This is a genomic window from Shewanella goraebulensis (assembly GCF_030252245.1).
In the GTDB taxonomy this organism is placed as follows: Bacteria; Pseudomonadota; Gammaproteobacteria; order Enterobacterales; family Shewanellaceae; genus Shewanella; species Shewanella goraebulensis.
Genome location: NZ_CP126972.1, coordinates 3,602,849 through 3,616,621, shown reverse-complemented (window position 1 = coordinate 3,616,621; position 13,773 = coordinate 3,602,849). Strand labels below are relative to the sequence as shown.

At 41.1% G+C, this 13,773-nt stretch carries 10 protein-coding genes; 7 read left to right on the top strand and 3 right to left on the bottom strand.

Translation table 11 applies throughout. The features are described 5' to 3' along the window. Nucleotides 1-55: 55 nt before the first annotated feature. Both purK and purE read right to left on the bottom strand, forming a co-directional pair. Nucleotides 56-1,165 (bottom strand): 5-(carboxyamino)imidazole ribonucleotide synthase, encoded by a 1,110-nt coding sequence (purK, locus tag QPX86_RS15330; protein WP_285163138.1) that lies wholly within the window; start codon nt 1,163-1,165, stop codon nt 56-58. Next, the gene (purE, locus tag QPX86_RS15325; RefSeq protein ID WP_285163137.1) at nt 1,165-1,656 is read right to left on the bottom strand and encodes a 5-(carboxyamino)imidazole ribonucleotide mutase; all 492 of its coding nucleotides are present in this window, start codon (nt 1,654-1,656) and stop codon (nt 1,165-1,167) included. The genes purK and purE overlap by 1 nt, the downstream gene beginning before the upstream one ends. Nucleotides 1,657-1,890: 234 nt before the next feature. Here purE and QPX86_RS15320 point away from each other — a divergent pair, with 234 nt between their 5' ends. From QPX86_RS15320 to QPX86_RS15295, 6 genes are all read left to right on the top strand, one after another. Further along, a complete protein-coding gene (locus tag QPX86_RS15320) occupies nt 1,891-2,739 on the top strand; it encodes a hypothetical protein (RefSeq protein ID WP_285163136.1) in 849 nt (282 codons plus the stop codon). A gap of 184 nt (nt 2,740-2,923) precedes the next feature. Further along, on the top strand, nt 2,924-4,192 hold the full coding sequence (locus QPX86_RS15315) for a YfbK domain-containing protein (protein WP_285163135.1): 1,269 nt from the start codon (nt 2,924-2,926) through the stop codon (nt 4,190-4,192). A 114-nt stretch (nt 4,193-4,306) separates the two neighbouring features. Beyond that, complete coding sequence (locus tag QPX86_RS15310) at nt 4,307-4,903, top strand: sigma-70 family RNA polymerase sigma factor (protein ID WP_220752925.1); 597 nt, start codon at nt 4,307-4,309, stop codon at nt 4,901-4,903. Then, nucleotides 4,896-5,828 (top strand): hypothetical protein, encoded by a 933-nt coding sequence (locus QPX86_RS15305; protein WP_285163134.1) that lies wholly within the window; start codon nt 4,896-4,898, stop codon nt 5,826-5,828. The genes QPX86_RS15310 and QPX86_RS15305 overlap by 8 nt, the downstream gene beginning before the upstream one ends. Nucleotides 5,829-6,037: 209 nt before the next feature. Beyond that, the gene (locus QPX86_RS15300; protein ID WP_285163133.1) at nt 6,038-9,313 is read left to right on the top strand and encodes a S41 family peptidase; all 3,276 of its coding nucleotides are present in this window, start codon (nt 6,038-6,040) and stop codon (nt 9,311-9,313) included. Nucleotides 9,314-9,499: 186 nt separating this feature from the next. Beyond that, on the top strand, nt 9,500-9,799 hold the full coding sequence (locus QPX86_RS15295; RefSeq protein WP_285163132.1) for a hypothetical protein: 300 nt from the start codon (nt 9,500-9,502) through the stop codon (nt 9,797-9,799). A 113-nt stretch (nt 9,800-9,912) separates the two neighbouring features. On the opposite strand, the gene QPX86_RS15290 is transcribed toward QPX86_RS15295, so the two are convergent. Further along, nucleotides 9,913-10,356: an OsmC family protein gene (locus QPX86_RS15290; protein ID WP_220752733.1), complete on the bottom strand. Its 444-nt coding sequence runs from the start codon at nt 10,354-10,356 to the stop codon at nt 9,913-9,915. Between the two features lie 400 nt (nt 10,357-10,756). Here QPX86_RS15290 and QPX86_RS15285 point away from each other — a divergent pair, with 400 nt between their 5' ends. Continuing rightward, the gene (locus QPX86_RS15285) at nt 10,757-13,726 is read left to right on the top strand and encodes a TonB-dependent receptor (protein ID WP_285163131.1); all 2,970 of its coding nucleotides are present in this window, start codon (nt 10,757-10,759) and stop codon (nt 13,724-13,726) included. Nucleotides 13,727-13,773 lie beyond the last annotated feature (47 nt).

The window sequence follows — 13,773 nt, the reverse complement described above, 5'->3', positions numbered from 1 at the left end:
AAAAGGAGCCGATGGCTCCTTTTTTATAATTAATCAGTAATGATAATCAAGAGAGTTAGTCATTAAACTCTTCTAAAATCCACGCTAATGGTGCTTGATATTGCGTTGGCATCCATTGTTGCAGTTGACCAATACTGTCATTGACCATGTCTTTACTGTGAGCAGAAAGGTTTAAATGACCGACTTTACGACCGACGCGTACTTCTTTGTTGTACCAAAATAACTCTGCGTTAGTCAGGCTTAACCAGCGGTCATCTTTATCTACACCGATTAAATTTACCATCACACACTGGAAGTTAACTTGTGGCTTATGGATAGGTAATCCACAAAGTGCACGAAGGTGTAATTCAAACTGGTTAATGTGACAACCTGATTGAGTCCAATGACCAGAGTTATGTACCCGTGGTGCTAACTCGTTTACCAATAAGTCTTCACCGACTCTAAAGCACTCCATCGCCATCACACCAACATATTCAAGCTCATCCATTACACAAGTAAGCATGGCTTCAGCTTGGGCTTGTAGATGTTCTAGACGGGCTAATGGCGCAATAGAGGCCATTAAAATACCATCTTGATGTAAATTAAGCGTTAGCGGGTAAAAAACACATTCACCAGTTTTGGTTCTGACACCAACAATAGAGACTTCTTCATCAAAGTTAATCGCTTGTTCTGCAATTGCTTCATTTCGCCAATCAGCAGGGATTTCTGTTGCTTCAGCCTGCTTAAGCCAATGCTGGCCTTTACCATCGTAGCCACCAGTGCGGCGCTTTAGTAATACTCGATCACCGTATTGCTGATGTAAGGCGCCAGTTTGAGTATTGTCATCAACTAACTCCCAAGGAGAAGTTGGTACAGATAACTCATCTAATAAACTTTTTTGAGTAAAACGATCAGCTAGGCGACCAAACACAGGGCCATTAATAAAGTGCGGGTGCTCGCTGAGTTGTAAACTCAAGTTTGATTCTGGCCATTGCTCACGCTCAGCTGTAATCACATCGGTATCTTTGAGTGGTAAGTGCTCATCAGATGGGGTCATGATATCAACAGGACGAACATTAATTGCTAGAGGTTGACCTGCATGAGAAAGCATTGCCCCCAATTGGCCATCACCTAAAACCCAGACATTATGCTGTTTAGCGGATTGCTTAAGATCTTGCTGAGGCATTAAGCTTCCCTCGGATCTGGATTTTCAAGAATAGTATTAGTTTGATCTTCGCGGAACGCATCCAAACGACTTGCAAGTTCAGCATCTGTCACAGCCAAAATTTGGCTGGCTAATAAACCTGCGTTAAATGCGCCAGCGGTGCCAATGGCTAATGTTCCAACGGCAATACCTTTAGGCATTTGAACAATTGAAAGTAGACTATCCATACCTGAAAGGGCCTTACTTTGAACTGGAACACCTAGTACTGGTAAGCGGGTTTTTGATGCGATCATACCCGGTAAATGTGCTGCGCCACCAGCGCCACCGATAATGACTTTATAGCCTTTATCTGCTGCTGTGCTAGCAAAGTCCATTAGTTTGTCAGGAGTGCGATGTGCTGAGACAACTTCAACATGATACGGCACCTGAAGCTTGTCCATAATTTCTGCGGCGGCTTCCATGGTCGGCCAATCACTCTTAGATCCCATTACTACGGCAACAAGGGCTTGCATGATAACTCCTTAACACACTTATATTATTAGGTTATTTATACTTCTTCCCTGTGTAGGGTACAGGGTTTATATCAGGGAAATACCCCGCTATAAAAAAGGGGCTAGATAATATCATGTTGGCTTTATTTTGGCTGCTTTTCAGTGTTTTGTGCGGCTGAAACTCAGTTTCTGATTGCGAATGCTAAAAGTCTCCTCTAATGTTAGGTGCATAGGCTTTAAACTCGGAGGCAATCTATGTCATTCCAAAGGTTAAAGACTAAGGGACTAGTTTTTTACATTTCAATTATTTTTATTTTGTTAAATCAACCTGCTTATGCCGAAGTGCGTGCGGTTATGTTGACTGAGGTTGATGAAAATATTGTGTCTATTTCCGGTAATGAGGAGATGGAAGCAATTTCGCTATTAACGGAGTTTAGCGATAATCAGCTGACATTTGAACAACAGCAAGTGAGTATGACCCGTGGTTGGTTAGAATTGTCTAAACAACAAAATAGTTGCATGTTCAATAAAATAAAAACACCTGCGCGACTCGATGTAGCGACCTTTTCCCGTTATCCCATCAGCATTTATCCACCATTACGTTTGATTGTATTGACTAAAAACCAGCATATTTTTGCTAACCAGTTGGATTTAGCCCAATTACCTGAAAATACCCAAGGAGAAATAGGTGTAGTGAAAGACAGGGCTTATGGTGAATATATCGACAACCAAATCGCGAAAACGCCCCATGAGTTTTATGTCCGAGGTGGTGTAAGTTCTTCAAACAAACTCATTGAAATGTTAAATGCACAACGGGTTTTAGGAATTATTGAATATAGCGAAGTCGTTGATGCTTACTTGCGGGACAACGACAAGACTCTTGATTATATTTCAATTCCCATTCGTCATGTTGAACAGGCTATTTATGGTTATATTGCTTGCTCAAAAGGAGCTAAAGGTGACAAAGTTATTGCTGAAATAGACCATGTGATGAGTCAACAAAGCTTTCAAGAAGCGTTTATTCGGATGCATGATGATTTCTTTGGTGAAGCAGAAAAATCCATTTTAATACCTGAGTTAGAAACACTGTTTAACTTGAGATAATACGTACAACTTCAATATGGGACATCGAGTTAAGCTAACAGTGTATGGATTCATGCTTAACTGCAATGAGTGAGTTAAATTGCCCTAGGTGAAACATTTCGAAAATAAATAACCCTTTTGGGCTCTGTTTACGTTATTACTAATAAGGTTGATATCAATCAACGACTTGGTAATGAGGTTAAACATGACAAAGCAAACTAAAAATGGAATTCAACATCCACTTTATCTCGGGTTATTTACCCTAGTTATTGGGGCTTGCACATTTGTTAACGCTGCAGACATTGACTCCTTTGAACAAAGCCAACTTGAAACCCAAACAGTTCCTGCTACTGAAGGAGCAAAACGTGTGCAAGCCATTCCTCCTGAGCCATTGTCTTTTCCGAAAAAACCACCTTATCCACCGGTAAAACCTGGTTATTACCAAGGGGATCTTGTCATCAGTGGTCATGGCGGGAATATGGTGACTGGAGAAACGCCTGTCTCGCAATTCAGCTTTGTATCGAGTCAAGCCGATTATAATGCGTTGCAGCAAGCCGTGAGTCATGATGATTTACCACAACGTAATAGCATTAATAGCCATCAATTACTCAATCGCTTTGATTATCAGTTTTATAATACTGCAGCGGTTTCAACTAACTATGCCATTGCGACAGAACTTGCTCCATCACCTTACAATCAAGGTACTCATATACTGTTAGTGAATGTTGAGCTTACAAAAGATGCAAGTGAAAAAGCGGCACTTGGTTTTAATTGGTTGCGAGCTAAAGTTAAGTTTAACCCACGATTGGTGTCAGAGTACCGCTTAATTGGGTTTGAAAATGCTTATCAAACTTCGTCACGTAAAAGACAAGTCACTGTCGGTAATTCGCGTCAATATATTGCTTTATATGAGCTCAGATTTAATGAAAAAGCTGAATATGCAACAACTAAAAACGTTCAGCCAGCCAACAACTCAATACATGCCAGATACAGTGCCAAAGATTTTGCAGTTATTTCGTTATCTGATGGGCGTTCAAGCTCAGAACAGCAATTTATTTATCAATATCCGATTGATATAGGTCAGCAACAAAAGTTTTTTGAGCAATCGAGTGATGATTTTAAGTTCGCAGCCGCTGTTGCAGGTTTGGGACAACTGATTAATCAGAATAATTATATCCATGACTTTAATTACAACAAATTAATTGAGATTGCCATCGAAGCAACCGAAGGGAGCCTTGACGCGATGCGTTCAGAATTTATTGCACTGGCTAAATCAGCGGCAGTTATTGCAGCAACTAAAGCAAATGATGCTTCAGGTCAAAGAACTGGAACACCAGTGCACAAGCAAGAGCCTTATCCAATGCCGCAGCCAATAAAAACCAAACCGATTGGCCAACTTCCTGAAGGTAAACAGCAATTAATCGTACCTGTTGTGCCAATTCCTCAACCTAAACCGGTAAATAAACATATTTAGTAGACAATAACACCTGCGCTGGGCACACTGGTTTAATGCAATTAAAGCAGCACATAAACGAGTGTTTAACCCAAGGTAGCCTGAGTGACTGAGACAGAGTTAAGTAACAATGCGATGACAGCTTCAAGCATGTCAGATGAGCAATTAATGTTGAACTATCAACAAGGTGATACAAGTGCTTTTGAGTTGTTATACAGCAAACATAAAGGTCCCTTGTATCGCTATTTTGTGCGCCAATTAAGTAATCATCCGCTTGCTGAAGACTTATATCAAGATACATGGGGCAAAGTGATTAACGCTGCTGGCAATTATCAAGTGACAGCCAAATTCACCACTTGGTTATATCGCATCGCCCATAACCTACTCATAGACCATGTTAGAGCTGTAAAGCCTTTAGATAAAGTCGAAGAGTTGGGAGATGAGGGTATGGATAATTTTGATGCCAATATCACAAATGAACACGCACACGGTCGCCCAGATGAACAACTCGAAGATGTGCAAAAAGCCAAGTTACTTAAATCATGTATTGCCAATTTGCCTGCAGTGCAAAAAGAAGCTTTTCTACTCAATATTGAATTAGGACTTACAGCTGCTGCCATCAGTGATATTGCTGATGTGACATTAGAAGCCACAAAAAGCCGTATTCGTTATGCTTATCAAAGCATTAAGCAATGTGTTGCAACCAAATGGCAAGGGGTGACTCATGAGTGATAAAGATAAGCCTCAGTCTGGGGCGCAAACAGATGCTGTCAACATGACCGACGAAGCATTTAATGCATTGCAACAAGACATTAAAGCTTTATATCAGCAGCAAGATCTTGAAAGACCATCAGCTGCGATAGATGCGGCGATTTTATTGCAAGCCAAAGCCGTTAAAGGTGCTGGCGGGGATAAAACCGAGCAATTACATACCAATGTTGTGCCGATAAGCTTTTGGAAAAAGCATCGCTTACCTTTATCAAGCGCAGCGTCTGTGATGCTAATCGCATCTGTTATGTTACTTAACCCTGATTTTAGCCAACATGCTAAAACTGAACTTGATGATAGTATGCCAGTCATGGCAGACACTGCTGTACCTACCCCAACACCTGCAATGATGCGCAGTGGGCCGCTTTCTAATGAACAGCCAAGCACTCAGTCAAGTGCACAGCTAGATATTCAACCAAGTATTCAGAGTAGTAATCAATCTACTAACGAGGCTAGCAACTCAGTTGACGTTATTAAGCAGGAGCAAACGCTCACTAACAGTACCCAACCTAAATCGGCTCAACAACTTGCTTCACAAGCACAAACTAAAGATCAAACTCAGGCAAATGTACAAGCATTTGATATGCAAATACCTAATGATAATGCGATCAATAATGAGCGCGCTGGTATTGAAATGAATCAAGCTGAAATGCAAGTCATTGAAGAGTTTGCGTCGAAAGAACAACAGTCTTTGGCTGCGCCAGTTATGCAACATGACTCAGCAACTAAGGCGATAGGTAGGCTTAATGAATTGGTAAAAAATAAAGACTATGTAGAGGCAGAGCGCTATATGCTGACTATTGAGCAGCGCTTTCCTGATATTGTTAACCCAACGCACCCGCAACATGAACAATATACTGAGTTAAAGCAGTTATTAACCGCTAAGTAATGCTTGTTTTTGTCTAATGATGTTAACGGCTTCTAAAATTAGAGAGCCCTTTTTATAGAGAAAGGGCTTTTAGGTATTCTAACGCTCATTTAGTTACAATTTCTTGTCATTAAATTGGCCTTTAAAGAGCAATTGATACTGCTAAGTTGCAATTAATTTGCTAATTTGAGTCCTTGAAAATAATAATATTTACAAGGACTTTTCTGGCTATGAAACTTCGTCACTCTGTTACTGCTTGTTTATTGGCATTAGGCTTGAGTAGTACATCAGCTTTTGCGCAGAATATCGATAATCAAGGTTATTACCGCGCGCCTGCATTACATGATCAAACTGTGGTATTTACTGCCGAAGGTGACCTATGGGCCAGCCAGTTAAATCAAACCAATGCCAAGCGTATTACCACACAAGCGGCGGAAGAGTTAGATGCTGCGATATCTAAAGATGGTCAATGGATAGCGTATACTGCTAATTACGAAGGCGCGACAGAAGTTTATGTTATGCCAATAGACGGTGGCGTTGCCAAACGGGTAAGTTTTGAAAATAGTCGAGTCCGTCTTCAAGGTTGGACGGCATCAGGTGAAGTCCTTTATTCAACCGACAATGCCCATGGCCCTGCAAACTACTGGGTGCTTAAAACCGTAAACCCAACCTCGTTAGTCATCACCAATTTACCCTTAGCTGATGCCATCGAAGGCACGATTGATGAGCAAGGTAGATATGTCTATTTTACCCAATTTGGTCTGCAAGCTAGTGGCGATAACGCCAAGGTTTATCGCGGCGGCGCTTTAGGTGAAATTTGGCGTTTTGAACTTGGTAGTAATAATGAAGCGCAAAAGTTAACGACATCTCACGAAGGTTCAGTAAGACAGCCCATGCTTTGGCAAGATAGGTTGTACTTTGTCAGTGACCAATCAGGTAATGATAATATTTGGTCGATGCAACTTAATGGGACTGACATCAAGCAACACACCCAGTTTGACGAGTGGCAAGTTCGCGATGCGACGTTAAATCAAGGCCGCGTTATTTTTCAGCATGGCGCAGATTTAAAAGTGTTTGATATTGCAGCGGCTGATTCGTCAACTCTCGATATTAATCTGACATCAGATTTCCCTCATCGACGTGAACACTGGGTTAACGACCCAATGGAATACGCAACGTCAGTAGAGTTTGCTGCTACAGGTGACAAGGCGGTCATTACAGCTCGAAGCCATGTGGCGATAGCAAGCCATGATGGTCGACGTTTAGTCCAGATCCAAAGTCCTGCAGAGTCGCGTATCCGAGATGGTATTTTAAGCATTGATGAAAAATGGGTATATGGCATCAGTGATGCTTCTGGCCATCAAGAAATATGGCAGTTTCCAGCCGATGGAACCGAAGGGGCTAAACAATTAACCAAAGATGGCACTAGTTTACGCACCAGCTTACATTTATCTCCTGATGGGCGTTATATCGCCCATGATGATTATGATGGCAATGTGTGGCTATTAGATTTAAAGAAAGGTAAAAACCAAAAGATTATCACTAATGGTGAAGGACTTGGCGAATACCCTAATATCGTCTGGTCTGCTAACAGTCAATTCATCGCAGTCACTAAAGCTGAGGTCGGTAAGCAGCGCCCGCAAATCGTGCTGTATTCTTTGTCAGAAGAGAAGTCAAAATCTCTCACCAGTGACAAGTATGAATCTTTCTCACCAAGCTTTAGCCCTGATGGCCAATGGCTGTATTTTTTATCAAATCGTCATTTTGATGCCACGCCAGGTTCTCCTTGGGGAGACAGAAATATGGGGCCGATATTCGATAAACGGACTCAAGTTTTTGCTATTGCGCTTAAGGAAAAAGCGGTTTTTCCATTTGTGAAGCCAACAGAGCTTAATGTAAGTCAATTGGCTGAACAATCTGATGACACAGATTTTGCCACTAAAAAAATTAGAATTGATTGGCAAGGGATTAATCAGAGACTTTGGCAAGTTCCAATTGCATCAGGTAATTATGATCAATTAACCGTGCTAAAAGATAAATTCTATTTACTGGATACTCAGGCCAATAAAACCAGTTTGAAATTGGTTAAGTTTGATCATTTATCTCCTGAGTTGAGCGAGTTTGGCGCTGATATAGCTGCTTACAAGGTGTCAGCAGGTGGCGAAAAACTACTCATTACTAAACAGTCAAATCCTAGCGAACTTCATATTGTTGCAGTTGGCGATAAACTGCCAGCGGAGCTTAAAAATACCAAAGTCGATACCGCACAATGGCAATTAGCGATTTCGCCAATGCAAGAGTGGCAACAGATATTTGAAGATGCCTGGTTAATGCATCGTGATTCATTTTACGACAAAAATATGCGGGGTAAGAACTGGGCTGAAATTAAGAAAAAGTACCAGCCTTTACTCGCAAGGCTGACTGATAGAAATGAACTGAATGACATATTCAAGCAAATGATGGGTGAGCTAGATGCGCTCCATTCGCAGGTTAGAGGAGGCGATATTGCTAAAAATGACACTGCTGCTGGGGCAAGTTTAGGCGCTAGGTTATCACAAACTTCAAAAGGGATTGTGATTAGCCATATTTATCAAAACGATCCAGAACTTCCAAGTCAAGCGTCGCCATTAGCGCGGATTGAAGTGGATGCAAAGGTAGGCGATATTATTCTAGCCATTAACGGCAAGCCGGTGACAAATATTGCAGAAGTGACTCAAGGTCTTAGAAATCAAGCTAAAAAGCAGGTGTTACTTGATATCAAACGTGGCAAAAACAGTCATAGCACGATTGTGGTTCCGCACGAAAACGCAACGGATGCCAAATTACGTTATTTAGACTGGGTGAATAATAATGCCAATAAAGTTGCTGAGGCCAGCAACGGAGAAATGGGTTACTTACACCTGTATGCAATGGGTTCTGGCGATATAGAAAGCTTTGCACGTGAGTTCTATACCAATTATGACAAAGCGGGTTTGATCATTGATGTTCGCCGTAACCGAGGTGGTAATATTGATAGCTGGATTATTGAAAAGCTACTGCGCCGCGCTTGGGCATTTTGGCAACCAACAACTGGCTCAGCCAATGCCAATATGCAGCAAACCTTTAGAGGTCACTTAGTGGTGTTAGCCGACCAAATGACATATTCAGATGGCGAAACCTTTTCAGCAGGCATAAAAGCACTTGGAATTGCGCCAGTTATTGGTAAGCAAACTGCGGGTGCAGGAGTGTGGTTAACAGGTCGAAACCGCCTCACCGATAAAGGGATGGCACGGGTGGCTGAATTTCCTCAGTATGCAATGGATGGCCGTTGGATTATCGAAGGTTTTGGCGTAACACCTGATATTGAGATTGATAACTTACCTCATGCCACGTTTAACGGTGTGGATGCTCAGCTTAATAAAGCGATTAGTTACCTTAAAGATGAAATGATTCAAACGCCTATTTTACCCTTAAAGGCACAACCGATCCCAACAAGTGGGGCTGCAGCGGATATTTTGCCGAACTAATTATAATCTCCGCTTGAGTTTTAAAGCCGCTATCGAGTAATCGCGTTAGCGGCTTTTTATCTAAACTTGATTATTTTGTGTACAAAAAGTAATCGACAGGTGTTTGTTTATTAGGTAGTTTAAATGCTAATTATGGCAGGTAAGCCAAATGAGTGAATAGTTTTTAAATCAGATCTAAGGATGGATGTGAGTGATATGAGTGACTTCAGTTATACAAAACAAGCAAAACTTGAGACATTAATTAATGCTGGAAAGTGGCGATTTGTCATAGTACATGGCGTTTTGGGGTGGGGGATTTCTACCGCCTTTTTTATCTATCTTATCGATCATTATGTTATGAATACTCAACTTATAAACTCTTTTACTCAAGCATTAATGATCTATCCACCAGCAGGGTTTATTTTCGGCTTAGTGATGTGGGCTATGATTAAAAATGAGCACAATAAAATGTTTGCTGACTTGAGCCATCATAATCCTCAGCAGTAGGTTAATTATTTATTGCGTTCTAATTCAAGACGGTAAAATTAGAGACAAAAAAGCCACTCATTGAGTGGCTTTTTTAGTGTTATTTAATCGCTCAATAGCGTATCTGTTTAGAATTAAAGATTAATCTCTACTTCAGAGTTGATGCTATTTGCGATAAAACAATTTGCATGGGCTTTATCGTGTATTTTTTGAAGGACTTCTTGGCTAACTTCCACGCCATCGGCAAATATCACTTGTGGGTTTAAGCTCATTTTAGTGACGGCGAGTTTGCCGGATTCATTCTTGCCTAATTCGGCTACAGCATTGTCAGTATAACTGGTGACGGTTAGCCGCTTTAAATGTGCTATCGCTAAAAACGTTAACATATGACATGAAGATAGTGCTGCTAATAAACTCTCTTCTGGATTCACCTTTGCCTCGTTGCCTTTGAACTCTGGGGCTGAAGAAGCATTAATTACTTGGCCGGTACCAAACTCTATTTGATGATCTCGGTTAAACTCTGGCGCAGTATGCTCAAAATGATCTGCTTGCCACTTTACCGTTAACTTAAAACCCATCTAAAAATCCTTTATTAACAATATCAAATATTTAGATAGGCTTGGTTTGAGTTTAACTCAAATAATTTCAAGCAATTATCTAGACATTTTTAGCTGAACAAGCATTTTACCTAAGTGACTGCTGAAATCTACTAAAGCTTAGATATTTAACGACTAGCCTAGATGTAAAAATACCTTTGCATTTTTATTTGAGCATTTTTTATGCGCTATTTCATTCGCTTAGGTGTAATTTGATAACGCAGGTTGTTAATCAAATGTTATGAATACGTATGCAATAAATTGAGGCTAATACTTATCCATGACTAGTATAGAAAAATAATAATGCCTGATATTCCATTAGTCTGAGTCGTATAACTGAATGTTGGGTGACTATAAAGTCAGTAAGGTGAGGGGAAACTCAATGTTCAATTGTAAACCTAGTGTTTTATCGCTAGCGCTAGCGGCAGCAGGAGTCAGTTTTATCTTAACTCCTAATCACGCATTTGCGGCTGAAGAAGTTAAAACGCAAACCATTCAGCCATCAACAGCAGATGTAGAAGTTGATGCAACTGAAACCACTGCGCCAACCAATGTGTTAGCTGAAAACGAACAAGAAGCAGATGACGACACTGGTATTGAGCGTATCAATGTCACCGGTTATAGCCGTAGCTTGATTGATTCACTGAATTCAAAACGTTATGGGGATACCGTTTCAGAACAACTTTCAGCTGATGATTTAGGAGCGCTGCCTGATGTTTCTATGGCGGATGCACTAACTCGCCTTCCTGGTATTTCAGCTGTACGTACAGGTGGTCAAGCCGCTGAAATTAACATTCGTGGTATGTCAGGTGGCTTTGTTTTTTCAACCTTAAACGGGCGTGAACAAGTATCCACTAGTGGTTCACGCAGTATTGAGTTTGATCAATACCCTTCAGAATTAATCAGTTCGGCAGCCGTTTATAAATCACCGAAAGCCTCACTTATTGAAGGTGGTGTCGCAGGTACTGTTGAGCTCACGACTGTCAGCCCATTAAGCAAAGAAAAACAGCACAACTTTACCGCCAATGTCCGTGGTATGTATAACGATCGCGCCGATGAAGTTTATGGTGCTGAAGAGTTTGGTCACCGTTTAAGTTTTTCTTATCAAGGTAAGTTTTTAGAAGATACCTTAGGTGTTGCAGTTGGGTATGCTCGCCTTGAGCAACCAAGCGTGGCAACGCAATTTATTGGCCTTGCTTACAATGACTCTAAAGATGTTGATGGTATTGATGGCGACACCAATGGCCCAGAAGATAACCCTGCCAATGAGTACATAAGTGAAGGTTTTGAAGTTCAACATTTAGGTGGTGTTGAAACGCGTAACGGTTATATGGCTGCCGTTGAATGGGCACCTGTCGATAACTTTGTGTTAAAAGCCGATGCCTTTATGTCACGCTTTGATAGTGAATCATTTGCTCGTGGATTTAGAACAAAATTTGGTGGCTCAAGTGCTAGCGTATCAAACCCAACTTATGACGGTAACTCTGTCATCGGTGGCACATTTAACCGAACCTCGAAAAGCTATACCCGTGTAGAAATTGTCAACGATGATAACCAAGACTTTGATGAAGTTGATAGTTTTGGTATTAACGGTGATTGGCAGGTAACCGACCGTTTAAATGTGAATGTTGATGTGTCTTTATCTGCGGCTAAAAGTGATTTCAGAAATGGACTGTTGTGGTCAAATGTTGCCGTTGATGCTAATGCCGATAGCCTTATTTTTGATGAAAATGTATCGGTAAGCTACTTATTAAATGGTTTAGACTTACCTGATGTCGGCTTTAATCAAGCTGATGCATTTTCTGATATTGATCGAGTGATGGTCAGTAAATACGGTATTTACCCATTTGAAAATGAAGATGAAGTTAAAGCTTATCGCGTTGATTTTACCTATGAGTTAGATAATGACTTTATCTCGAGTGTTGAGTTTGGAGCACGTTATTCTGATAGAACTTATTCAAATGACCGCTCGGTATTTGAATACGGTAACGATGGCGCATTTTCTAAATCAGAGCCACCTTTAAAACTCACAGACGACATGGCTACAGTGGTTGATTGGGAAGGCGACTTCTCGTACTTTCCATCCTATCTTGCGATTGATTTAGATAAAGCACTCAATGCATGGTTCCCTGATGGCACACCAGATCCAGTGCAAACTTGGGGTAATGCTGGTGGCGTAATTGACCCGAAAGGCTACACCACTAACTATTCGTGGTCGGTGCTACAAAGTGGCGATGTTTATGAAGAGGTGCTTTCTGGTTATGTGATGGCAAACATCGATACCGAAATTGGCGGCTTACCGATTACAGGTAACTTTGGTGTTCGAGTCGTCAATACCGACCAATCAGCAACGATGCTGCAAAATGTTGAAGGTGACCCAGAATTAGGCGCACAAAACATTACCGATGAAATTGGCATTATTAACCAAAACTATGCCCAAACAATTCAGGGTGTGGATTACACCGATTACCTGCCATCAATTAACTTAAATTTCAAAGTATCAGATGACTCGCAAGTTCGTTTTGCAGCAGCGAAGGTCATGTCTCGTCCTCCGATTAACCGTCTTGCGGGTGATATTAGTGCATCCGTTTCTGATGATGGTGAAATAAATGGTTCGAGCACCAATAACCCATTTTTAATGCCGTTTTATGCTAATCAATACGACATATCTTATGAATATTACTTTGATGAAGGTGCGCTAGTTGCAGCCCTTTTCTACAAAGATATTGATTCATTTATTGATACTGTCGCCATTGAAAACTTCGATTTTAAAGGCAACGGTTTTAACGTCCCTGACTACATTATTGACGAAGACAGCGGTGAGCAAATTGAAACCACTAATGGCACTTACACTACAGCAGTAAACAATGCCGAAGGCGGTTATATTCGTGGTCTTGAATTAGCTTACACCCAAGTGTTTGCCTCATTACCTGCTGGCTGGTCTGGTCTTGGTTTTAACGCCAGCTACTCTTACACCGAGTCTGAAGTACAGTCGATTACCAATCTTGGTGGCGATACAACAACTCAAGATTTACCTGGGCTTTCTAACAATGTGGTTAGTGCCACGCTGTTTTATTCCTACGAAGGTTTTGAAACTCGTTTAAGTGGCCGTTTCCGTGACGATTTCGTGTCTGAGCAAGTGGCAATTAACGAGCAGGTAGTGAACTTTGATGGTGAGACGGTACTTGATTACCAAGCATCATACCAAGTGACTGATGGTTTAGGGGTGTTGTTCCAAGTGAATAATTTAACTGATGAGCCCACTAAGAGTTACTTTGGCACCGAAAACAAAACCGGCACGATCCAATATTTTGGCCGTGAATACTATTTGGGGTTCACTTATGCCATGTAAACACAATTATAAAAACAACTTAACGTTAATTCGAGTGATGGGTCATC